The organism is Pseudomonas syringae group sp. 26L6 (genome assembly GCF_032587815.1).
GTDB classification, from domain to species: domain Bacteria; phylum Pseudomonadota; class Gammaproteobacteria; order Pseudomonadales; family Pseudomonadaceae; genus Aquipseudomonas; species Aquipseudomonas amygdali.
The window spans coordinates 170,785-194,138 of the sequence record NZ_JAWHPJ010000020.1 but is presented as its reverse complement, the minus strand read 5'-3'; the positions used below and the strand labels follow the sequence as shown (position 1 = coordinate 194,138).

At 56.5% G+C, this 23,354-nt stretch carries 17 protein-coding genes; 6 read left to right on the top strand and 11 right to left on the bottom strand.

Features of this window, described 5'->3' with window-relative positions; genetic code table 11:
• Window positions 1–91: 91 nt before the first annotated feature.
• From RYA97_RS11785 to bglX, 8 genes are all read right to left on the bottom strand, one after another.
• The gene (locus tag RYA97_RS11785; protein WP_005733483.1) at window positions 92–448 is read right to left on the bottom strand and encodes a hypothetical protein; all 357 of its coding nucleotides are present in this window, start codon (window positions 446–448) and stop codon (window positions 92–94) included.
• 425 nt (window positions 449–873) lie between these two features.
• Complete coding sequence (locus tag RYA97_RS11780) at window positions 874–2,199, bottom strand: MFS transporter (RefSeq protein ID WP_002554952.1); 1,326 nt, start codon at window positions 2,197–2,199, stop codon at window positions 874–876.
• 183 nt (window positions 2,200–2,382) lie between these two features.
• Window positions 2,383–4,017, bottom strand: coding sequence for a J domain-containing protein (locus tag RYA97_RS11775; RefSeq protein ID WP_162882961.1), 1,635 nt, complete (start codon window positions 4,015–4,017; stop codon window positions 2,383–2,385).
• Window positions 4,018–4,022: 5 nt separating this feature from the next.
• Window positions 4,023–5,717 (bottom strand): molecular chaperone HscC, encoded by a 1,695-nt coding sequence (locus RYA97_RS11770; RefSeq protein ID WP_005779084.1) that lies wholly within the window; start codon window positions 5,715–5,717, stop codon window positions 4,023–4,025.
• Between the two features lie 131 nt (window positions 5,718–5,848).
• Complete coding sequence (locus tag RYA97_RS11765; RefSeq protein WP_117140154.1) at window positions 5,849–8,224, bottom strand: PAS domain-containing protein; 2,376 nt, start codon at window positions 8,222–8,224, stop codon at window positions 5,849–5,851.
• Between the two features lie 224 nt (window positions 8,225–8,448).
• Window positions 8,449–9,783: a sigma-54-dependent transcriptional regulator gene (locus RYA97_RS11760; protein ID WP_057402913.1), complete on the bottom strand. Its 1,335-nt coding sequence runs from the start codon at window positions 9,781–9,783 to the stop codon at window positions 8,449–8,451.
• Window positions 9,784–9,789: 6 nt separating this feature from the next.
• Window positions 9,790–11,547: an ATP-binding protein gene (locus tag RYA97_RS11755; RefSeq protein WP_005745572.1), complete on the bottom strand. Its 1,758-nt coding sequence runs from the start codon at window positions 11,545–11,547 to the stop codon at window positions 9,790–9,792.
• Between the two features lie 69 nt (window positions 11,548–11,616).
• Window positions 11,617–13,914 (bottom strand): beta-glucosidase BglX, encoded by a 2,298-nt coding sequence (gene bglX, locus RYA97_RS11750; protein ID WP_117140155.1) that lies wholly within the window; start codon window positions 13,912–13,914, stop codon window positions 11,617–11,619.
• Between the two features lie 319 nt (window positions 13,915–14,233).
• Between bglX and RYA97_RS11745 the strand changes: the two genes are divergently transcribed.
• Together RYA97_RS11745 and RYA97_RS11740 are read left to right on the top strand one after the other, a co-directional pair.
• A complete protein-coding gene (locus RYA97_RS11745) occupies window positions 14,234–14,926 on the top strand; it encodes a TPM domain-containing protein (RefSeq protein WP_162882965.1) in 693 nt (230 codons plus the stop codon).
• A gap of 26 nt (window positions 14,927–14,952) precedes the next feature.
• A complete protein-coding gene (locus RYA97_RS11740) occupies window positions 14,953–15,570 on the top strand; it encodes a TPM domain-containing protein (protein WP_004664032.1) in 618 nt (205 codons plus the stop codon).
• A 57-nt stretch (window positions 15,571–15,627) separates the two neighbouring features.
• Here the strand turns inward: RYA97_RS11740 and RYA97_RS11735 are convergent, their stop codons facing one another.
• A complete protein-coding gene (locus RYA97_RS11735; RefSeq protein WP_117140157.1) occupies window positions 15,628–16,644 on the bottom strand; it encodes an alpha-xenorhabdolysin family binary toxin subunit B in 1,017 nt (338 codons plus the stop codon).
• On the bottom strand, window positions 16,641–17,861 hold the full coding sequence (locus tag RYA97_RS11730) for an alpha-xenorhabdolysin family binary toxin subunit A (protein WP_117140158.1): 1,221 nt from the start codon (window positions 17,859–17,861) through the stop codon (window positions 16,641–16,643). The genes RYA97_RS11735 and RYA97_RS11730 overlap by 4 nt, the downstream gene beginning before the upstream one ends.
• Window positions 17,862–18,156: 295 nt before the next feature.
• Between RYA97_RS11730 and RYA97_RS11725 the strand changes: the two genes are divergently transcribed.
• The 4 genes from RYA97_RS11725 (at window position 18,157) to RYA97_RS11710 (ending at window position 22,527) form a co-directional block, all read left to right on the top strand.
• A complete protein-coding gene (locus tag RYA97_RS11725; RefSeq protein WP_005745577.1) occupies window positions 18,157–19,377 on the top strand; it encodes a class I SAM-dependent methyltransferase in 1,221 nt (406 codons plus the stop codon).
• A gap of 150 nt (window positions 19,378–19,527) precedes the next feature.
• Entirely contained in the window at window positions 19,528–20,676 is a 1,149-nt protein-coding gene (yiaY, locus tag RYA97_RS11720) for an L-threonine dehydrogenase (RefSeq protein ID WP_005745578.1), read from the top strand.
• Window positions 20,677–20,700: 24 nt separating this feature from the next.
• Entirely contained in the window at window positions 20,701–21,147 is a 447-nt protein-coding gene (locus RYA97_RS11715; RefSeq protein WP_005745579.1) for a GNAT family N-acetyltransferase, read from the top strand.
• A 123-nt stretch (window positions 21,148–21,270) separates the two neighbouring features.
• Window positions 21,271–22,527: a polysaccharide lyase family 1 protein gene (locus RYA97_RS11710; RefSeq protein WP_117140159.1), complete on the top strand. Its 1,257-nt coding sequence runs from the start codon at window positions 21,271–21,273 to the stop codon at window positions 22,525–22,527.
• 141 nt (window positions 22,528–22,668) lie between these two features.
• On the opposite strand, the gene RYA97_RS11705 is transcribed toward RYA97_RS11710, so the two are convergent.
• Window positions 22,669–23,250: a hypothetical protein gene (locus tag RYA97_RS11705; RefSeq protein ID WP_117140160.1), complete on the bottom strand. Its 582-nt coding sequence runs from the start codon at window positions 23,248–23,250 to the stop codon at window positions 22,669–22,671.
• Window positions 23,251–23,354 lie beyond the last annotated feature (104 nt).

Below are 23,354 nucleotides of genomic sequence, written 5' to 3'. Positions count from 1 at the left end.
TTGCAGAGGATGCCAGAGTAGCGTGTATTTCAGCCTGGGCCAGACATGAAGAAGCCCGACATCGGCCGGGCTTGGGGTGTTGCGTGGGCTATCAGCCCAGACGATTGGCACCGACGTGGTCTGCGCCATCAGCGGCCAGGCGGTTGGCACCGACGTGGTCTGCACCATCGGCGGCCTGACGGTTTGCACCGACACGGTCCGCGCCATCAGAGGCCAGACGGTTGGCACCGACGTGGTCTGCACCATCGGCAGCCTGACGATTTGGACCGACACGGTCTGCGCCATCAGCAGCTACGCGAATTGAACCGACGTTAGTGTGTTTGGTGCCGCCTTCAGCAACGATGGTCGAGCGGGACATATCGCTTTGAACAGTTGTGACTGGAAGTGCAAAGGCGCTTGAAGCCAGAACAGAGAAAGCCAGGCCGAAGATCAATTTAGTCGTTTTCATGATGATGCCTCCAATGAGTGTCGGGTGAGTTGTCATCCCGGTATGGAGGCAATGCTACGCGCCAGCGGATTATTAAGAAGTTAATCGGATTGCTAGCGACCATCGCTGAAAATGATAGTTGGCTGTGATGCTCTGATTTCGGGCCTTGTGGGCGATATTGCGTTATTGAAGTGCATATTTTGAAAAATCTTGTAATAAAGCCTCTTGACAATCTGGAAGTATAATTTTTTCAATGTCTTATCGCTGGTTGATCTCGAAAGTGTGCACTGTATTGAAACACTTTGTAGCAAGTGCTCATGTCGCTCCAGGGGGCATTCATGGCGGTTGTATCGATGTAACCGATATTGATGCTCCTCACACGGGTGTGGAAACGGCACGCCAACTCAGGCGTTGGCATGCCATTCAAGCGGGTTAATGAAGGGTGATCAATCTGTCTCGATCCGCGAATGTTTGCGCGTGTCTTTCATGAAGACATACACCAGCAGCGAACAGGCGATGCAAGCGGTTACGTACCAGTAGTAGCCGGTTTCCATACCGATGCTCTTGAACCACAGTGCGATGTATTCCGCAGTACCACCGAAAATCGACACCGTCAGTGCGTATGGCAGGCCGACACCCAGCGCACGGATCTCGGTCGGAAACAGCTCGGCCTTGACCACTGCGTTGATCGAGGTGTAACCGCTGACGATGATCAGCGCCGCCATGATCAGGAAGAAAGCGCCCCACCAGGTTTGAATGGTATGCAGCGTGGTCAGGATCGGTACGGTACACAGCGTTCCCAGTACGCCAAACGCAATCAGGATCGGACGCCGCCCGACCTTGTCGGACAGGGCGCCAATCACCGGCTGCAACAGCATGAACAGAAACAGCGTCGCGGCTGATATCGAGGTCGAGTCGGTGATGCTCATGCCGACGGTGTTGACCAGATACTTCTGCATGTACGTGGTGTAGGTATAGAAAGCCAGGGTCCCGCCCATCGTCAGGCCGACTACGGTCATCAGTTCCTTGGGATGACGCATCAATGTGCGCATCAGGCTTTCCTTGGCCTTTTCCTTTTTCTTGCGGGTGAACGACTCGGTTTCTTCCATGCCACGACGCAGAAACAGCGCGACGACTGCACACAGGGCACCGATGACAAACGGGATGCGCCAGCCCCAGGCATACAGTTGCTCGGTGGTCAGCGTCTGCTGCAGCACGATCAACACGCCCAGCGCGATGAGTTGGCCGGAAATCAGCGTGACGTACTGGAAGCTGGAAAAGAAGCCGCGACGTTCCTTGGTGGCCATTTCGCTGAGATAGGTGGCCGAGGTGCCGTATTCACCCCCGACAGACAGGCCCTGCAGTAGTCGGGCGAACACCAGCAGGATCGGGGCACCGACGCCGATGCTCTCATAGCCCGGGGTCAGGGCAATGATCAGCGAGCCGAAACACATCAGCAGCACCGATGCCATCAGCGCAGCCTTGCGCCCCTTGTAGTCAGCGTAAAGCCCCATCAGCCAGCCACCGATAGGCCGCATCAGAAAGCCGACGGCAAAAATCGCGGCCGTGTTGAGCAACTGTGCGGTGGTGTCGCCCTTGGGGAAGAACGCTTTGGCGAAGTACAGCGAGAAAGCGGCGTAGACGTACCAGTCGTACCACTCGACCATGTTGCCGACCGAGCCGCTGAAAATGGATTTTAAACGGCTGGAAGTGGTTTTTTGGCCGGCAGCAGTAGCAGCCGACCCACGGGAGGCGGGATTGGAAGTTTCCATGGTGTTCCTTGTTTTTCATTATTTTTGGAAGGAGGCATTAGCTGCCCTGCCTGTGACGTAGCAGGAGCTGTGCCACACCATGAGAGCTTGTTCTAGAGCGGTTGCGATATTTTGATGAGCAAGAATCCGCTTATCTGTACAAAATAGATAAGCGGATTCTTGCCGATGGGTGCTCAAGCGAGGTTAGTGACCGCGTGCCGGCCCGAACACAATCACGCCCACGACGAAAGCGAGCATCAGACCCAGAACGATCATGATTGCCTTGAAGGTATTTCTGACGCAGAAGGCTTTTACGCTATCCCAGCCTCCGGTCCTGACGGAAATGGCATCCTGAAAACCTGAAATCCGGTAGGGCGACAGCACGATCCATAGCAGCAGGACAGCGCCATACAGCGCTGCCAGTACGGGCCCTTTCTGTACACAGATATAGCCTAGCGTGACGATCGGAATACCGTGGCGCAGCGCCAGCGCCTGATAACCGGGCCAGCTCAGGTAATCGGGCAGCAAGCGCGCACTCCAGCGCGTATCCACCGGCTTGATACGCTCAGCGAAAGGGCGCCAGAACGACATGAATATATGGATGACAAGCAAGAGGAAAATCGGCGCGGTAAGCGCAAGGCCAGCTATTTCGTACCAGGTGGCGTTGCTGCCGGAAGGGTCCAGTGATGCCGTCGTGAAGATCGTCAATACGCCGAAAAAATAGGCCCTGAGATTGAAATTGGATGACACCTGCTCAGGCAATTTACGCCAGGATTGTACGTCGGCGTCCGGGAATTCTTGTATGGCATCCGGGAATCGGTGAGTGAGGTCGGACGCCAGTTTTTCGCAGGCTTGCCACAGCTCTTGATTACCGTGCCTTGCCAGTCGCAGCCTTTCATCCAGGGGGGGTGGTTGCAGAAGAAGACGCGCAGCCGTGGCCTCGGGACTGTCTTGTGAGGCTTCGAGCAGTTTCTGCTGACGTGCGACGAATGCCTTCTTTTCACAACGCTGGACCAGATTCATCCACAGGGAAAGCGGCCCTGCATACACGTCATGTTTCTGATCCCAGGCAAAAAGGCTGCTCACGCGTTCGAACAGGGCAGGGGACCAGTCATGGTTGTTGAGCAGCAGTGTCATGGTCCACTGTTCAAGTTGCTCCTGGCGATCAAATGATGTCAGCCATGGCTGCTGCCGGAGTGCCTTGAGCGTATCGAGAAAGGCACGTTCCTCGTTGTTTTCGAGCATGGCATGAAATGACTCAAGCGAGCTGTCCAGCAGTGCCTGAGTCAGCCGATGCGCCTGATGAGTCCTGAGCTGTACTTTTTGCCAGGGTGTCAGCCAATGCAACTGTTCGACGGCGGCCTTGATCAGCGCCTGATTGTCCTCCGGGTCCAGCAGGCAACGCCGGGCCAGATGTTGCTGGAAGAGCTCATCGCAGCCTTGATCCTGGGCTATCTGACGTTGTGAGTGCAGGTTTTCCGGTGTGGTCTGACTGGCTTGCTCATACCAGCTCAACTCTACTGCCGGGCGTGCAGGAGGCTCGGCCATGTCGAATGCCGGGTGTACCTGTCGATGGTCCGGTCGGACTACCAGCACAGGCTCATCAAGGGGCAGCGATTCGAGGGGCTGGCCAGCAGTTGACCAGACTTCACTGCCCTCATCATCGTCTTCGGCACGATTTCTTGCCCAGTCCAGCGCCTGCTCGTAAGCATCGCGCAGCGCCTGAAAGGCAGCCGGGTCGTCGTCGGGACGCGTGGTTTTCAACAGCCTGGCGTATTGGCGCTTGATGCTGCGCTCGTCGGCATCATGGCCCAGATCCAGTACGCTCCAGCAATCCATTGCCGTCACCATTCACCTCGTTCGAAACGGTCTGCTTCCTGTTCAAGCTGTTTGCGCAGTTCATTGATCTGCCGGTCATCCTGGGTTTCCAGCACGCGCTGGAATTGTGCAGCCCAGACTCCGATGGTTTCACGTGCCTCGCCCAGATACTCCTGATAGAGCCGTTCCAGACGTGCTGTCAGGTGAGTGTTGACCTGTTGTTCGCGAGGATGAACCTTGAGTGCTTCCAGCACCTTGAGTCGTTCACGGATTTCGGCGGGTGTCATGACTCCGGGGTTGTTCTCGATAACCAGCTTGTGATTTTCGCCGGTCATCTGGATCCGCACGTCGGCCTCCAGCAGGCCGTTGTTGTCGTATGTGAAACGCACGTCCAGTTCGACCTCGCCAGCCTTGGCTTTCGGCACGGGAATATTCAGCTCGCCCAGCGCGATGTTGTCTTTGACCAGGCGGCTTTCACCTTGAAAGATCCGCAGCAGAACGTGCTCCTGATTATCGGCAACCGTGTTTACGGTACGCACCCGGCTGACCGGTACCACGCTGTTGCGCTCGATGATCGGAAGGTAATGCCCGGACTGATAGCCGTTGAACACGTATTGTGTGGTTTCGATACCCAGGGTGTAGGGGCACACGTCGGTCAAAACGACTTCTTCCAGCGCCGCATCGCGCTGCTTGAGTGCTGCCTGAATTGCAGCACCCTGCGCGACAACCTCATCCGGGTTGAGTGTGATGGCCGGAAAACGGCCGAACATCCCCGCGGCCAGTTTGCGGATCAGCGGCATACGTGTAGTGCCGCCCACCAGCAGGATTTCGTCCAGATCTGCGACGCGAATTTTCGCATCGCGCAAGGCTCGCTCGATAGGCGCGCGCAGGCGGGCCAGCAGAGGCGCAAACAGATCATTCATCTGCTCTTGCGTGATTGTCTTGCGCCATTCGCGGTCGGCATGGCGCAGCACGAAATCGACACTGTTTTCCTGGCCCAGCGCCTTGCGCACGCGCTCGGCTTCACGTCGTAGCGAAGGCGTTACGAGTTGCTTGCCGGGGAAGTCCTGCTCATCTCGGTGCAGGGTCAGAAAGTGCTCGACCAGCAGGCGGTCAAAATCTTCACCCCCCAGAAAGTTGTCGCCCGCGCTGGCACGCACTTCCATCACGCCGTCGAAGAGTTCGAGGATCGAGATGTCGAACGTGCCGCCACCCAGGTCGAAGACCAGAAACGAGGTTTCGCCTTCCTTCTGATGAAGTCCATAGGCCAGGGCTGCTGCTGTCGGCTCGTTGATGAGCTTCTCGACCTTGAGGCCGGCCAGCTCACCGGCAATGCGCGTCGCTTTACGCTGAGCGTCACTGAAGTACGCCGGAACGCTGATCACCGCCTCGGTGACAGGCTCGCCAAACGCGCGCTCGACGTCGGCTTTAAGACTCTTGAGTACCAGCGAGGACAACTCTTCCGGACGATAGGTGGCAGATCCCAGGCGAATCTCCTGAGCGCTGCCCATATAACGTTTGAATAGCGCCGTGGTTTTTTCCGGGTGAGTTTGCAGACGTTCGCGCGCCGCCTTGCCGACCAGAATCTGCCCTTCGTCGTCCAGTCCGACAACGCTTGGAGTCAGCGTCTCTCCCAACGCATTGGTAACCAGCTCGCTGCTGCCGTCGCGCCAGACAGCCACCAGGCTGTTGGTGGTGCCCAGATCAATACCGACGATCATCTCAAAAATGCTCCCTGCTCAAGGATTGTTGCAATGTTTTGCGTGATTCTGAATCAAGGCAACCGGTGTTGTCTTCGTTTTATGCGTCGGGAATACCTGGTTGCGTCCTGCCTCAGGATGCCTTTGCGGGATTATTGTTCCCCGGTGCGGCTCACCGCCCTGTGCAGGATCGCCGCCAGATCTTCTCTGGCATAGGGCTTTTGCAACAGGTCGAAGCGGTGTGCCTCGTCCTTGGCGATCGTCGCAAATTCAGTGCTGTAACCGGTGGTGAGGACGACCGGCATCCAGGGGTAACGCGCCTCGATTTCGGCATACAGTTCCAGCCCGCTCATGCCGGGCATCGCGATATCCGAGAACACCACATGAAAGTTTTCCGGGTTACCGGACAATTCATGCAGCGCCTCGGCGGCACTTTTGACCCATAGCACCTGAAAGCCAAGCTGCTCAAGCATCGGTCGGGTAAAAGTGCCGATGTCCTGATTGTCCTCGACCATCAAAACGCACAGACCGGGCAACGCGATGGGCGCGCAATGCTTGTCTTGCGCGACGACTTCGTGATTTTTTGCACTCGGCAGGCACAGCGTGAAGCAGCTGCCTCTGCCCAGTTCGCTTTCAACCAGCACTTCGCCGCCCGATTGTTTGGCGAAGCCGAATACCTGCGACAACCCCAGCCCTGTACCCTGTCCCACGCTTTTGGTGGTGTAGAACGGTTCAAAGATCAGGCCCAGTTTTTCTTTGGCGATACCCGCGCCGGTATCGGTCAGCGACACCGTCACATAATCGCCATCGCTGAGTGAGGCGGGGTGATCGGCAGTGGGGCAGGCAGCGCATTCAACTTTTATGCTGAGTCGGCCTGCGCCCGACATTGCATCGCGGGCGTTAACCACCATGTTGACCAGCGCAGTGTCGAACTGGCTGCCATCGGCGAAGATAAAGCACGGCTCGGCAGGCAGGTCGATGTTCACCTGAATGCGTGCGCCGGTGAGCGTATCCATCATCTCGCCAATACGCGCTACGCTCTTGCAGACATCGAACACTTCCGGCTGCAAGGCCTGACGGCGGGCAAAGGCCAGCAACTGACCGGTCAAGCGAGCCGCCCGGTCTACCGTACTGGAAATCGCCTCGACGTACTTCACACGGCGATGCTCTTCAAGGTTAGGTGCCTTCAACAGGTCGCTGCAGGAGCGGATCACCGTCAACAGGTTATTGAAGTCGTGCGCCACACCGCCAGTGAGTTGGCCGATAGCCTCCAGTTTCTGCGCTTGATGCAAGGCGTCCTGGGACAGCCGCAACGCTTCATTGGCTTCTTCTTCGGCCTGAATGTCACGGCCGACGGCATGGATGAATTGTTTGTCCGGTACGGCAGTCCACGACATGGTCCGGTACGAACCATCCAGATGGCGATAGCGATTCTTGAAGTGAGGAATGGTCTGGCCGTTTTCCAGTCCGCTCATGGCGGCCAGCGTACTGTCCACGTCTTCGGGGTGCACCAGCCCCAGGAACTGGCTGTCGAGCAGTTGTTCTGCCGACCAGCCGAGAGCTTGAGTCCAGGCCGGATTGACTGCCGAGATAATGCCGTCGAACTGCGCCACCAGCATCAGGTCAGTCGACAGGCGCCAGATGCGATCACGGTCACGGGTGCGCTCAATCACGCGCTGCTCGAGCGTTTCGTTGAGAGACATCAGCGCTTGTTCAGCGTCTCGGAGCTGGGTCATGTCACGGGACACACACAGGATTTTCTCCGGCTTGCCGTCCTTGCCGAAAATCGGGCTGACTTGCACATGCCACCACTTGGCTGTGCCCGTCAGAGTTTTCGCCGATCCCATGAAACTGGCGTTCTGACCCGCGCGGGCCGCTTCGACAGCCGCGATGGCGTCCAGATTGCCTTGGTCCTGCCAGAAATCGGGCCAGGGGCAGCCGCGAATCGCATTGAAATCGCTGACTTCCATGATCTGCTGGCCGCCTTCGCTCATGAAGGTCAGGCGCGAATCGAGGTCCAGCACCTTGATGCAATCATTGATGCTCGACAGAACACGGTCGGTAAACGCTTCGTTTTCATTTTGCCGGACCTGGGCAATGACTTGGGAGGTGGTTTCATTGACCCGGCAGAACACGCCCTCGATCAGGCCGTTATCGCCGTAGAGCGGCGAATAGGAAAGCGACCACCAGGTTTGCTCGGGCCTGCCGTTGCGCACGATGGTGCGCTGAATATCGTCAGACCGGCGGCTGTTTCCACCAAGCGCCTGCTCAGCCAGCGGGCGCACGGCCTCCCAGGCATCACCCCACACCGAGGCAATGGGTTGTCCTTGTGCCTGCTCTGCTGCAACGGGCAAAACCTGGGAATAGGCGTCATTGAAGAACAGGACAAAGTCCGCCCCCCAAAGCAGGTACATGCTGTCAGGGCAACTGAGCATCAGGTTCATTGATGACAGTAACGCTGCAGGCCATGCTTGCTTTGGTCCCAGTGCAGACGTCGACCAGTCTGTCTCTCGGATAAGCCGGCCCATATCGCCGCCTCCCAGTGGGAGGTCGAGGGGAGTATTCACGGTAGAAAATGCCCCAACTTTCGGACTGCCAATGTGAGCTTGAATAGCCAGGCGGGAATGATGTCATTATGCCTTAAAACTATCCAGCCATCACGGCCTTACATAGCCGGGACAGTATGCAGACCCGGCAGCGTGGGAAATGTTCGGTTATCGCCAGAAGAAGCCATACCGGATGTCCGTAGCCACTAGCTCAGGAACATTTCCCGTACCAGAGCATGGCGCTGCATTTTCTCGTTCAGCGTCCGTCGCGGCAGTTGCAGCTCGTTGAGCACAGCCTTGATATCACCTTTGTGACGGGCCAGCGAAGCGCGCAGGCATTGTGCTTCGAAGGCTTCCTGGCGTGCTGCCAGAGAGTGTCCCTGCAATTGAGTATCGGGCTGCGGCGAGGTGAGTTCCAGGCCCAGCGCCTGCCGCTCAGCCGCATTGGCCAGCTCGCGTACGTTGCCAGGCCAGTCATGGCTGAGCAACTGACTCAGGCGTGCGGCGCTCAGGGCAGGCGATTCGCGGCCCATACGCTCGGCGGCGGCTCGGGCGAAGTGGCTGAACAGTTGCGCGATGTCTTCAAGGCGTTCGCGCAACGGCGGCAGGCGCAGCTCGGCAACGTTCAGGCGATAGGCCAGATCTTCACGGAAGCGCCCGGCGCGGGCCTCTTCAAGCAGGTCCGGTTTGGTCGCAGCAACGATCCGCAAGTTGACGTCGATACTCTGATTCGAGCCCAACCGTTCAAGGCGCTTGTCTTGCAGAACGCGTAGCAGCTTGACCTGTTGCGCCATGGGCATGCTCTCTATTTCGTCAAGAAACACGGTGCCGCCGTCGGCATACTCCAGTCTGCCGATACGTTTGCCCTGTGCACCGGTAAACGCGCCGCTTTCGTGCCCGAACAACTCGGCTTCGAACAGATGTTCCGGGATGGCCGCGCAATTAAGCGCGACAAAAGGTTTGCCGGCGCGCGGCCCGAAGTCGTGCAGGCAGCGAGCGACCAATTCCTTACCGCTGCCGGTTTCCCCCCGAATGATTACATTGACCGGCAGCTGCGCGAGCTCAAGCACCTGACGGCGTAAGGTCTGCAGGCTGGGCGACACGCCGAGCAGCGTGGCGTCCAGTCGGGTTCTGGCATCGGCCTGTTCATGCAGACGGCGGTTTTCCAGCACCAGTTGGCGTTTCTCCAGCGCGCGCCGCAGGTTGCTGATCAGCGTTTCCGGGCTGAAGGGCTTTTCCAGAAAATCATAGGCACCTTCGCGCATCGCCTCTACAGCCATTGGCACATCACCATGGCCGGTCAGCAGGATGACCGGCAGGTCCGGGTCCATGCCTTGCAGGCGGCTTAGCAGTTCCAGACCACTCATGCCCGGCATGCGTACGTCGGTCAGCACCACACCGGGGAAATGCTCCGGCAGTTGTGCCAGGCATTCCTCAGCACGGGCGAAGACTTGCACCTCAAACCCCGACAGCGTCAGCCATTGCTCGACGGCTTGCCGAATGGGAGCCTCGTCGTCTACCACGATGACCGCGTTCAACATGTCGGGTCAGGTCTCCAGAAAGTCATTGGGCAGGCTGAACCAGAACACAGCACCTTCGGCATGATTTTGCGCCGTCAGTTGCCCGCCCAGTTCGTGAATGATGGCGTAGGACACGGCCAGACCAAGGCCCAGACCATCGCCCACAGGTTTGGTGGTAAAAAACGGATCGAAAATACTGGCCAGGTTTTCTTCGGCGATCCCCGTTCCGTTGTCTTTGACGCTGAGCCGCCATTGTTTGTCGATGGCGTCGATACGCACTTCAAGGCGTCTGGACGGGCACTCGCGCATGGCATCGAGCGCATTGCGCAGCAGGTTTATCAGCACCTGCTCCAGACGTATGGCATCGCCACGCACCCAGGCGGGACGTGACAGATGCAGCACGCAGTCGATGTGCTCCTCGCGCAGGCGCGGGTCGAGCAACAGCAAGGCCTGATCGACCACCGTGGCCAGGTCCAGTCTTTCGCGCAAACCGCTGGGGCTCTTGCGGGCAAAGGTCTTCAGGTGGCTGGTCAAGGCGGCCATACGTGTCAGCTGTTGATCGACTGGAACCAGCGCTTTGCAGGCTTCATCGATTCGGCCCTGATCCAGCAGCAGTCGCACGGTCGCCAGTTGCATGCGCTGGGCAGTCAGGGGCTGGTTGATTTCGTGGGCCAGCGCTGCCGACATCTGCCCCAGTGCCGCCAGTTTGGCCGACTGCACCAGACCGTCCTGCGCGGTTTGCAGATCACGGGTGCGCTCTTGCACCAGACGCTCCAGTTCGTCCCGGTTGCGCTCCCGTAATCGCGCCAGTCGCCAGCGCTGATAGAGAAACAGCCCCAGAAATACCAGTGCCAGCCAGATACCCGCTGCGGCGAGGCCCGCATTGCGAATGTCCTCGCTGGACGTAGGTGGCTTGCGCAACAGGTGCAAGGTCCAGTTTTCATCGGGCAGCGGCAGCGACTGCCAGAGATAATCCGTGGTGCCATCCGGGCCTTCTACACGGCTCAAATGACTGTTTTCGCCGAAGCTGTCCATGACCCGACTGCGCAGCGGGGAAAGTACCTTCTTGTCGTATTGGCGAGTGCGCAGCAGGTCGGCACGGTCCTCTACAGAAATAGGCAGCAGTTCCCGATAGCGCCAGCCCGATTGATTGGCAATGAAAACGATGCCTTTTTCGTCGCTGACCAATAGCAGGTCGTCACCTTGGCCCCACTCCTGCTCAAGGTCTGGAAACTCCAGCTTCACGACCATCGCACCGATGAAGGCACCCGTATCGTTCACCACCGCACTGGACAAGAAGTACCCAGGGATTCCGGTGGTCACACCGACCGCGTAAAAGCGCCCGGTCCCCTGAGCCCGTGTTTGCAGAAAGTAGGGGCGAAAGCCGTAGTTGTGGCCGACATAGCTGTTGGGTGCGCGCCAATTGCTCGCGCTGATTGCCAGACCGTGCAGGTCGAGCAATTCAAGCGTCGATGAATGCGCCGTATTGTTGATTTTTTCCAGCTTGAGATTGAGCGCGTTCTGCACGTCAGCGGCTACCGGACCGCTCAACGCCGCACGTATCTCCGGGTCCAGTGCCAGAACAGAGGGCAGGGCGCGATAACGTTCGATCAGGGTATGCAGGGTATTGGCATACAGTGCCAGTTGCCCTTCGGCACGCACCGCATCTTCTGATAGCGCGTGACGCTGGGCCTGATGCATCGCAAGCCCGGCGCACAGCACCGCACCGGCCATAATCAGCAGCATGTACAGGGTAATGCGCCAGTAACGATGCTTTAGCGTCATGTTGCGGCCTGATCGGACTCCGCTGGCGCGTTTGCAGATCAATGCCTGCGAACGCGCCATGGACGAGCGTTACAACAGATTGAAGGACGCTTCTTTCACGGTCTGCGAGTCCAGGCCGATCATGACCTTGAATTCACCAGGTTCCGCAGCGTATTTGAGCTCGCTATTGTAGAACTTGAGGTCGTTTTCACTGAGCGTGAAGTTAACGACTTTTTCCTCGCCAGGCTCAAGCATCACTTTTTCGAAGTTCTTCAGTTCTTTCACCGGGCGACTGATCGACGCAGCCACATCATGCATATACAACTGCACCACGGTCGCGCCTGCAACCTTGCCGGTGTTTTTCACGGTTACGCTGGCAGTGAGCTTGCCTTTGCGCGTCATGCTGGCGTCAGAAAGCTTGATGTCCGAGACGTCGAACTGCGTATAGCTCAGACCGTAACCGAACGGAAACAGCGGGCCATTGGGCTCCTCGAAATAGTGCGAGGTATAGTTGCCCGGCTTGTCTTCATGATACGGACGGCCGGTATTCAAGTGTGCATAGTAGACCGGCAGTTGACCGATCGAGCGCGGGAACGACATGGCCAGCTTGCCCGACGGGTTGTAGTCGCCGAACAGTACATCCGCCACCGCGTTACCACCTTCGGTGCCCGGGAACCAGGTTTCGAGCATGGCATCGGCCTGTTCCTGCTCGTCGACCAGTACCAGGGGACGGCCATTCATCAACACCAGCACCAGTGGTTTACCCGTGGCCTTGAGTGCCTTGATCAGGTCACGCTGCTTGCCCGGAATGTTCAGGCTGCTGCGGCTGGCCGACTCATGGGACATACCGCGCGACTCGCCTACCACGGCAACAATCACATCAGCCTGCTCGGCGACCTTGACCGCTTCGTCGATCATTTCCTGCGCGGGACGCGGGTCGACCTCGACTTCCTTCTCGATGAAGTTCAGATAGTTGAGGATGTGCTCGTTGTCACTGACGTTGGCACCACGGGCGTAAACCAGTTTGGCCTTGTCGCCGACCGCGTTGGCCAGCCCTTCATAGACAGTGACCGACTGATTGGCACGGCCCGCTGCCGACCAGCTGCCGAGCATGTCGAGGTGGCTTTGAGCCAATCCACCAATAACCGCGATGGTGCCTTGTTTCTTCAACGGCAGCGTTTCGTTCTGGTTCTTCAGCAGCACCAGTGTCTTGCGCGCAACATCGCGAGCCTCGGCACGGTGCAGGCGGTCGTCGGAATAGGTGTCTGCCGGGTCATCGGCAGCGACGCCGATTCGACCGTAAGGAGCGGCGAACAGGCCCATGTCGTATTTTGCCCCCAGTACTTCACGCACGGCGCTGTCGATTTCCTTCATGGAAACCTCGCCGTCCTTGACCAGTCCGGGCAACTGCTCGCCATAGGCCATGTCGTTCATGCTCAGATCGACACCAGCCTTGATCGCCAGCTTGGCGGCCTCGCGAAAGTCCTTGGCCACGCCGTGGTCGATCAGTTCCTTGATCGCGCCATGGTCGCTGATGGTCACGCCCTTGAAGCCCCAGTCCTTGCGCAGCAGATCCTGCATCAGCCATTTGTTGGCGGTCGACGGGACACCATTGATCGAGTTGAGCGCAACCATCACGCCGCCAGCCCCTGCATCGATACCAGCCTTGTAGGGCGGCAGGTAGTCCTGATACATGCGCGTCATGCTCATGTCCACGGTGTTGTAGTCGCGTCCGCCTTCGACCGCGCCATACAGAGCGAAGTGCTTGACGGCGGCCATGATGCTGTCATTGGCTGCGATGTTCTTGCCCTGGAAAGACCGGACCATCACATCGGAAATGCGTGACACCAGGTAGGTGTCCTCGCCAAAGCCTTCGGAGCTGCGGCCCCAGCGTGGATCGCGGGAAATATCGACCATGGGCGCGAATGTCATGTCGATACTGTCAGCACTTGCCTCTTTAGCCGAGACCCGGCCCATCAGTGCGACGGCGTCCATGTCCCAGCTGGCGGCCATGCCCAGGCTGATCGGGAAAATCGTACGATGACCGTGAACCACGTCGTAGGCAAAAAACATCGGAATTTTCAGACGGCTTTTGGCAACAGCAGCTTCCTGCAGCGGACGATTTTCCGAACGGGTAATAGAGTTGAACGTGCCGCCGATTCTTCCGGCAGCAATTTCCTTGAGAATTTGCGGCTGTGGCATGTCGGCGCTGATGCTGATCAAACGCAACTGGCCGATCTTTTCGTCCAGGGTCATTTGTTTCATGAGTTTGCCGATGAAGGCATTCTTGGCTTGAAGCGTTGTATTGTCCGTGACGGCGGCGCTTTGGGCCATCACCGACTGACTGGCCATCCCGACCAGCAAACCTAATAAACACAGCTTATTCATGAATGATTTCTCAAGGCTTTTGTCAGCAACTCGCGTTTAATATCCGACAGCCAGTTTTTGGGTTATGGACCTTTGGCGTTATGGTTCGTACAGGGCGCAAGGATAGTTGCCATCCGCTTCACTGTACGAAGTCCCCCAAGGTGTGTACGAAAATGGTGGTTTGATTGATTTTTGTACAAACCCTGTTCGATCAGCTATTGACCGCATCAGGCGTTGGCGATGGATTATGCCGGGGAACTTTTGTTTTGGCTAAGGCGTGTCGTTTCAATAGATTCAAAAAAGCACCGGAGGTCTGATTTTGAAGTCTGTTTCACAATGGATGTTGTACGTGGTGATGCTATTGGGAGGTGGGTTGCGTGCCGAGGCGGAGCCAGCCGCGCTGGTTTTTCCGCCAATGACCGGCAGTGTGGTCGATGCTGCACAAATGCTCGACAGCCAGACCACAGTTCGTCTGGCCAGACTTCTGCGTGCCCACGAGCAAGCCACCGGCGAGCGCGTTGTAGTGGTGACCCTGGCCGATCTGCAAGGCACGAGCATCGAAGAGTTCGGAGCCCGACTCGGTGATGCCTGGAGCCTTGGGCCGCACGGCGAAGACGACAGCGTTCTGCTGGTGGTTTACCGTGACAAGCGCAAAGTATTCATGGAAGTCGGTGCTGCCCTGAAGGATCGTTTCAATGAAGCCCAGGCCTCCTTGATCATCGATATGTTGATGACGCCCGAGTTTGACGACAATCGTTTTGCGGTCGGCATCGAGCGCGGTACGCGGGCAGTTATCGCGGCTTTGGGCGGTCAGATACCGGATTATCCCGAACCGACGAGACAGATGTCCGAATATGAAGAGCAGACCAGTGACGATCAGGTCTGGCTGATCGCGATTGTTCTGACCCTCATCGTGCTGGGCATCGTGATCATCAGTATCAAACGCGGGGCCGCTGCCCGGCCTACACGTGAAAGGGCCGCTGACCGCAATGGCGGTCGCTTTGGCGGTGGCGGGGCTTCGGGCAACTGGTAGCGGATCGATTGGTCAATGAGGGAAGCATGGCGTTATTGAACAGAGATGAACAGCGGCAGGTCGCCGAAGCGATTGATCGCGTCGAGCAGCGCACCGATGCCGAACTGGTTACGGTACTGGCTGCTCGTGCCGACGACTACGCGTACATGCCGCTGATCTGGGCCGGGTTGATCGGCCTGCTGCTGCCGGGCACGGTCAATTACTGCGTTCAGTGGTTGAGCGCGGACGAACTGATGCTGGCGCAAATGAGTACGTTCATTGTTGTGGCGCTGGTCTGCCGCGTGTCGAACGTGTCGGCCTTGCTGGTGCCGCTTTCGGTTCGGCGCTGGAGAGCCGGAAATCTGGCACGTCGGCAGTTTCTTGAACAAAACCTGCACAAGACCCATGACGGAACCGGCATTCTGGTTTTTGTCAGTGAGGCCGAACGGTATGTCGAAATTCTGGTTGATCATGGCATTGCCAGTCGTCTGCATGACGATACCTGGAAGGCGATGGTCGACGTATTTACCCAGCAGGTCAGAGACGGGCAGACCTTGCAGGGGTTTCTTGGCTGTATCCATGCCTGTGGCGAGTTGCTTGCCGATCACGTTCCAGTGACGCACGGCAGGAATGAGCTGCCGAATCGGCTGGTGGTGTTGGGGTAACGGCAAAAGGCAGATGTCGATTTTATCGACATCTGCCTTGCTTGAAAATCGTCCGGGTCAGACGATACGTTTTACGTCATAAAACGATTTTATGTAGGTCTTCAGTTGTTCGACATGCTGGCTGATCAACGCCGATGCATCACTTGGCGATGTTATCTGATCAAGAAAATGATAGAGCGATTGATAAACCTTTTTCGCTTCTTGTACCCAAAGTGCTTTGCTCTGAGCGACGCCAGCGAGCCCTGTCAACTCGTCGAGTTTTTCCTTGATTACCTTTGTTTCCTGGGTAGACATGCGGGAGTCGTCGAGCAGGGCGTTATAGCGCGACCTCAGCCTGTCGCGTTCTCGAGTAAGATCAAGGTAAGTCAGGGCGCTGCTGATCTTGTCGAGTAGTTTTTCGAGTCTGGCAATCCCTGCGGAGACCAGCGCAAGCTCTGGCGATGGTGTGATGATGAGCTGTAGCTCCTCCTGGGTAGGCAGTAGTTCCTTGAACAGGTCGGCAATGTTGTACTTTTCAAGCGTACTGATCGTTGCGTCAAGCAGGCGTCGGTCTTCAGCGATTAAAGCCATTGCGCTTTCTAACGTGGCTGATCGTTGGGTGATGCTGTCGATCTGTTGCTGGAGTGTTTCCAGCAAACGATTGCTTTCCAGCGTCAGGTTTATCTGCGCCACATTGTCGCTGTGCTCGGCAATGGCCGCCGCGCTGCGGCGTACCGCTGCTGTGATATTCGATACCTGGCGAATGCGCTGCCCGTTCAGCAGGTTGATCGCTTGTTGTTTCTGTTTGTCGCTGAGCGTTGCGTCGGCCTCAATCAGTTGTTGTTTCTGATCGATCGGTTTCAGGTTTACAGTATTCAACTGCACGGTGATATTGGCCAGTTCCTGGCGATAGACCTTGTCTGCGCTAATCAATGCGTCTTGAAGCGGCAGCATTTTTTCTTTCATGGCCGGCAGAAAGTTCAGCTTCAAAGTGCTCACCTGCGCAAGAATATTCTGGCGGGCGGCTGTCATGACTTTATTGTCAGGAGGGGTGAGGACCAACGGCTCACTCAGGGTTTCAGTGCTCATGATCATTGTCCTCTCTTGCCGGATTGCTGTTCGCGTTGAAACTGATCCAGTGCACTATCAAATATCTTAAGTAACTGATTTGCCATGCCTCTTATTTCCCGCCAAGGTGTGACTACGCCTTGAAACTGCATAGCGAAAATCATCAGCGCCTGATCAGTCGTGATCGCTGAAAGTTCACTGGCAGAACGGTCGATATACGCCGCCAGCATGGTCCAGAGGTCTTTCAAATGGGTGGCGCTCTGGTGAGCGTCCATCATACGAATATTCATGTCTTCAAACAGTATTTGCAGGCTGCGAACGGCGGCTGCCAAAGGAGATTTTTCTTCGAGTTTTTGAACTTTCTCGTTCTTGGAAGCCACCATTCGATTTTTTTCTTTTCGGATTTCCTCTGCTTGGGCACCAAAAATGCCCCCCGTGATAGCGACCCCGATGGGCCCGCCGAAAAGACCCCAGGCAATATTATATAGAGCGGTTTTATACTCGTTGTTTTTCTGCTCGATTTCCGTCGTCAGTTGTTCGATATCTTTTTCCAGATCCTGGATCTGCTGGTCCAGATCAGAACAATTTGCCAGTTTCACCTTGTCATTGATGCCGGGAATGAGCTGGACGCTCAGGACGGTGCTGAACGTATCGATGTGGTCCGCCAGGGTTTGCGCAGCGTGCTGATGGTTTTTTATTTGTGACGCCGTTTTCTTCAGAAACTCTGCCAGCGTGATACACACCCTCTGATCGGTTTCACCCAGTGGTACCGGCGCAGTGTTACGGACCTCTTCGATGTTTAAATCGGCAACGGTCATGTCCAGTTGTCTGGCAAAATCCATTTTTTCGATGTAGTTGATGATCTGTTCGCCCTGTCTCGAGAATTGGGTGGCAAACAATTCAATGGCGAACCCGCTGCGTTTGATGCCATCCTCGATACTGAGCCAGCTCTTGCCATGATTATTGATTGCCTGGTAAGTCACTAGCATATCTTCAGGCTCAAGCCCGGGAATGTAACTTCTTGTAAAACCCAATTGCTGTTCGACACGAGTAAGCGAGGTGGGAATGTTCAGGGCGTGACGCTCGTAACGCTTAAGACTGAGGATGTCTTCCCTGGTCAGAATAAGTGCCGCGCTCCGGCCTCCGCTTTTTTCATCATCGAGTATGACGCTCAAGTACTCTACGGGTTTTAAAGTAACCCGTGCGATATCTTCGTTTTCCAAGAGTGCTGCTTGACTCAACATACTGCACGTTCCTTGTACAAGTTATTCTGTTAGAGCAAAAAGCTCCAGGAGTGAGATCTGATTGTCTGTCATCAGTGAGGGCGACTATAAAGGTGTTTTTGCGCGGTACAAGTAATGGCTCGTGAATTTCGTCGTGATTGTTTTACAGGTTATGTGTGTTTCGCTTTGGTGTGTAGGTTCGTGCAAACAGTGTGTGTAGTCTTTGAAAAATAGAGGTGCCCTTGACGCGTCGACGCGCCTAAAATGCCGGTCTGATTTTTCGAGTCCCGGCCGGGACGTTTGAGGCACATTTTCAATGTCAGTCATTACCCCCACGTCATCCAACACTGCGACCGATCACCGCGCGCAGTTTCTCGGCCTGCTGGACACCAGCCTGTCGCAAAACTCGCTGATCAAGCTGGTGCTGGCCAAATACGTGGGCAGCGAGGCCGAATTACAGCGGGTCATCATTAAACCGCTGACCGTCAAGGAACAGCCATGCCTTACCTTTGTGTATCGCTACAAGACCCGCGATATCACCAAGAATTTTCCGCTTGCAGAAGCGGTGGGCGCTATTGCCAGCCTGATACCTGAATCGTTCAAGAACGCGCACCTGCTGTCGCTGACCGACGAGGTGCAGCTGGAGTTCAGCAAGAAGGGCAAGAGCACGCTGTTCAAAAGCAAGGCTCAGCAGGAGCGTGAAGCTCCTTCGGCCGGGCATGATCGTGAGAAAAAGCGCTATCTGGAGCTGAGCCGCCCGTTCCTGGCCGACTTGGGTGTCACCAATCGGCAGCATGAACTGATCCCTGCGATGTCGCGCAAGTGGAAGCAGATCAACAAGTTCATCGAAGTGTTTTCCCATGCCTTGAGTTCATCGCCACTCAAGCTAGATCAGCCGATCAAGGTGGCAGACTTTGGCTCAGGCAAGGGCTACCTGACCTTCGCGATCCATGACTACCTGTGCAATACCTTGCAGGCGCAAGGGCAGGTGACCGGTGTCGAGCTGCGTGAGGACATGGTCACCTTGTGCAACAACGCTGCGGCGGGTCTTGAACACCCCGGCCTGACGTTCCAGCACGGCGATGTGCGTACTGTCGCGCCCAGCGCGCTGGATGTGATGATCGCGCTGCATGCCTGTGACATCGCAACCGACTACGCCATTCACATGGGCATTCGCTCCGGCGCCTCGATCATCATGTGCTCGCCGTGCTGCCACAAACAGATTCGCCTGCAAATCCAGAGCCCGGCCTTGCTGAAACCGATGTTGCAATACGGCCTGCATATGGGCCAGCAGGCAGAAATGGTCACGGACAGCCTGCGTGCCTTGTTGCTGGAAGCGTGCGGTTACGAAACCAAGGTCTTTGAGTTCATCTCTCTGGAGCACACCAACAAGAACAAGATGATCCTGGCGGTCAAGCGCGCCGAACCGGTCAACCCGGACCTGTTGATCGCGCGTATCCAGGAGCTGAAGACGTTTTACGGCATCAGCGAGCAGTGCCTTGAAACGCTGCTGAGGGCGGACGGCTTCATCGGCTGAAATAGCCACCCTGCACACGTAGACCGAAGAGTCTTCGACCAACGGTCTGCTATCAGGCTGCTTCATTGCGCCAGGTCAATGGTTGTACCTCGCACACGGCGGATGCTTGGGCTATCACCCAAGCATCCGAGCTACCCACGAGGGTCCGTCATGATCAGCACCTTTTTCATCCCCGCAGTGAACATCATCGGCACTGGCTGCATTGATGAAGCCATGCTCGCCATTCGCAAATACGGATTTCTCAAGGCGCTGATCGTGACCGACGCAGGGCTGGCCAAGGCCGGTGTGGCCAGTCAGGTCGCGGGGCTGTTGGTGGAGCAGGGCATCGACTCGGTAGTGTATGACGGTGCCAAACCCAACCCGACCATCGCCAACGTCGAGAACGGTCTGGCCTTGCTGCGGGAACGCCAGTGCGATTTCGTGATTTCTCTGGGCGGCGGTTCACCTCACGACTGCGCCAAGGGCATTGCCCTGTGCGCCAGTAACGGTGGGCATATCAGCGACTATGAAGGCGTCGACCGTTCGGCAAAACCGCAGTTGCCGCTGATCGCGATCAACACCACCGCCGGAACCGCCAGCGAAATGACCCGCTTCTGCATCATTACCGACGAAGTGCGCCACGTAAAAATGGCCATCATTGACCGTAACGTGACGCCACTGTTATCCGTAAACGACCCGAACATGATGATTGCCATGCCCAAGTCACTGACCGCCGCCACCGGTATGGATGCCTTGACTCACGCGATAGAGGCCTATGTCTCGACGGCTGCCAATCCGATCACGGATGCCTGCGCGTTGCAGGCCATGGCACTGATTGCCAACAATCTGCGCGACGCCTTCACCAATGGAGCGAACATTACTGCACGCGAAAACATGGCCTACGCACAGTTTCTGGCCGGCATGGCGTTCAACAACGCATCATTGGGCTATGTACACGCCATGGCGCATCAACTGGGCGGCTTCTATGATTTGCCGCACGGTGTGTGCAACGCCGTATTGCTGCCTCATGTTCAGCGTTTCAACGCCAGCGTCAGCGCTGCGCGCCTGACTGATGTTGCGCATGCGATGGGCTGCAATATTCGTGGTCTTTCTCCGCAAGAAGGTGCTCAGGCGGCAATCGAGGCCATTCGCGCACTGTCGGCTGCCGTGGAAATCCCGGCGGGGCTGGCGGTGCTTGGCGTCAAGGAAGAGGATTTCCCGATCCTGGCGACCAATGCCCTGAAAGATGCGTGCGGTCTGACCAATCCGCGTCGTGCCGATCTTGAGCAGATTCAGGAGATATTTCGTCAGGCAATGTGATTAACCGCAACAGACAGGCTAAAAATGGCAACGCTCTTACCCTACACACTTTCGGCCCGGAATATCTGTCTGGATATTTTCGACAGCAACGTACCGCGTTACTTTGATCCTGCGGAGCGCAAGCAATTTGCCAGCTTCCTGATGGCACCGTTGGGTCAGTATTTCGTTGTCGAGCGTGATGGCGATGTTCTGGCTTGCGGGGGATACCTCGTGCTGTCAAACCCGTCAGTGGCCGAGCTTACATGGGGCATGGTCCACGGTGAGCAACACGGTAGCGGCCTGGGCAGGTTTCTGACCCAGGCGAGACTTGATGTCGTAAGGTCATTACCGGGCGTTACCCGTTCCCACATCGATACCAGCCAGCACGTTCAGGGCTTCTACTTGAATCTGGGGTTTGTCGTGACCTCTGTCGAAGTGGACGGGCATGGTCCTGGAATCGACAGTATCAGAATGGAGCTGGCGTTTTCGTGAGGGATGCTCGCGGCTGAACAGAGCCTGACCAAGTCTACAGAATACGAGTAAGGGAGGCCGCTCTGCGTTTAGCATTCAGACTGTTTTCGCGACCCTTCGCGAATAGGACTGGAAGTTCAACAAATGAGGCTTTGGGGTGCTCTTTTGCAATGCGTTTCTGCTTTGTTCCTGATGCTGTCGGGTGCGCAATACCTGGAGGCAGCGGACTTGCCGGAAGGTTTTGCCAAAGGGGTTACGGGTGGCGGAGCCGCCGCGGCAGTATACCCTTCAACGCTTGACCAGCTTCGGTCTGCACTGTGCGCGTCTTACGACTCGCGCGGTGCCTGTACCGATGAAACCCCGCGGGTCATTGTGCTGGAGCACCTGTTCGACTTTCGCGGGAGTCTCGTTGCCAAAGGCAGCGCCGAAACCACCGAACCGGGCTGCATGGTCAAGCAGTGTCCGCATGGCGGCGAGCAGCTTGCTCTCAATGGCCCCAACAACTTCTGCCAATCCAGGCCACCGGTCATGGTGACCTACGACAATGCAGGGCTGAAGCCACTGAAAGTCGGATCGAACAAGACCCTGATAGGCGTGGGCAAAAAGGCCGGTATCCAAGGTGCAGGACTGTTCATCGGTGACGGCGCGCATAACGTGATTGTCCGTAACCTGACGCTTTTAGACATCAACCCGAGTGTCGTATGGGGCGGAGATGCGCTCACTCTGAACAAAGCCGATGGTGTGTGGATTGACCACAACACCTTCGCCCGTATCGGCAGACAAATGATCGTGACAGGTTGGGGCACTGCTTCACACGTCACCATTTCCAGCAATGAGTTCGATGGTCGCACGCCTTACTCGTCGACCTGCGATGGCCATCATTACTGGGTCTGGCTGTTCCTCGGCAGTCAGGACACGCTGACGCTGTCAAAAAACTACATACACGACGCCTCGGGAAGAGCGCCGCACTCCGGGGGCATGAATAATGCGCAAGTCCGCGCTCAACTGGTCAATAACGTCTTTCAGCGCATGACTTACCAAGGCGCAATCATGTCGCGGACTTCATCCTCACAGTTGCTGGTGGAAGGGAATGATTTTGAAAACGTAGCCCATCCACTGTTCAACGATACGGATCAGCCGGGTACAGCGTTTGCTTTGTTTGGGCCGGGTTCAACTGGCGCAAACGATGTGTGTATGAGTGTTATTGGAAGAGCGTGTGTGGCGAATCAGCAACAGATGAGTGGCGATGATTATCGTCCTCAGGACACATCTGTGCTGGAGGCTTTCAGGGATTATCGGCAGTTTCTGGTGGTGCCGGTTTCGGCGCAAGAGGCCAGAGGGCAGGTGATGCGTGACGCGGGAGTGGGGAAGGTGGATGTTGGTTCATGGGAATCACGATAGCTTCGTGACGTATCGTGATTCCTTGGTTGCCCGCGCAATGGCCTGGCACTGTTAGCCGATGAAGTACGTGAGGTCCTTATCATCAGTTTGGGTGCGTTTCAGCCTCTGGGTGCAGTAAGGCTGGGCATACGCAACGCGATATCAGCGCGAGGGGATGGCTTTGATATCGTCGACAATGAAGCGAGGCAGTACACGAATATAAAATTTTTCTACGTCGGAATTACCTTTGTTGGTAATAGCTCCGGCCATCGTCCTCATGTTTTCCCAATTGCCCATCACTCCGGCAGGCTGAAGCGAATCCCGGTACTGGCCAAAGTGGAGTAGCTCCTTCTCCGCTTTTTTTACCGAGACCTGATAGCTGAAGTCCACGCTGCCCATCACCGTATTGTCATCGACGATAAACGATATGAATCCGCCTTTTGAGTCACCGATACGTCGTTTGTACAAGCCCGTAATGTCCAGCAGGTAATCGGCACTCTCTTTTGTCGTTGCATAACGATGGGCCTGCTTCAACTGATTGATCAATTCCAGTTCAAGACCCTCTTCTAACTGGGCCCTTGAAAGAAAGCGATCGTTCTCACCTTCCAGGGCTATCTTGAAAGATTCAACCCAGTAAGTGGCGGTGGCGGAAATGTAGACCGGGGTGGGCGATACGTAGTAATTGGGCTTGGATGCACAGCCTGTAACGCAGGCAATGATCAGCATCAGAATGGCAGCACGCATTTTTCGTCCTTGAGAGTTTAATAAGGCGCACGATGAAAGCACAAGATGGGGTTAGGGTGAAGCATGGGTTGGATCAGCGACGGAGTGCGGCGCCACCACTGCCG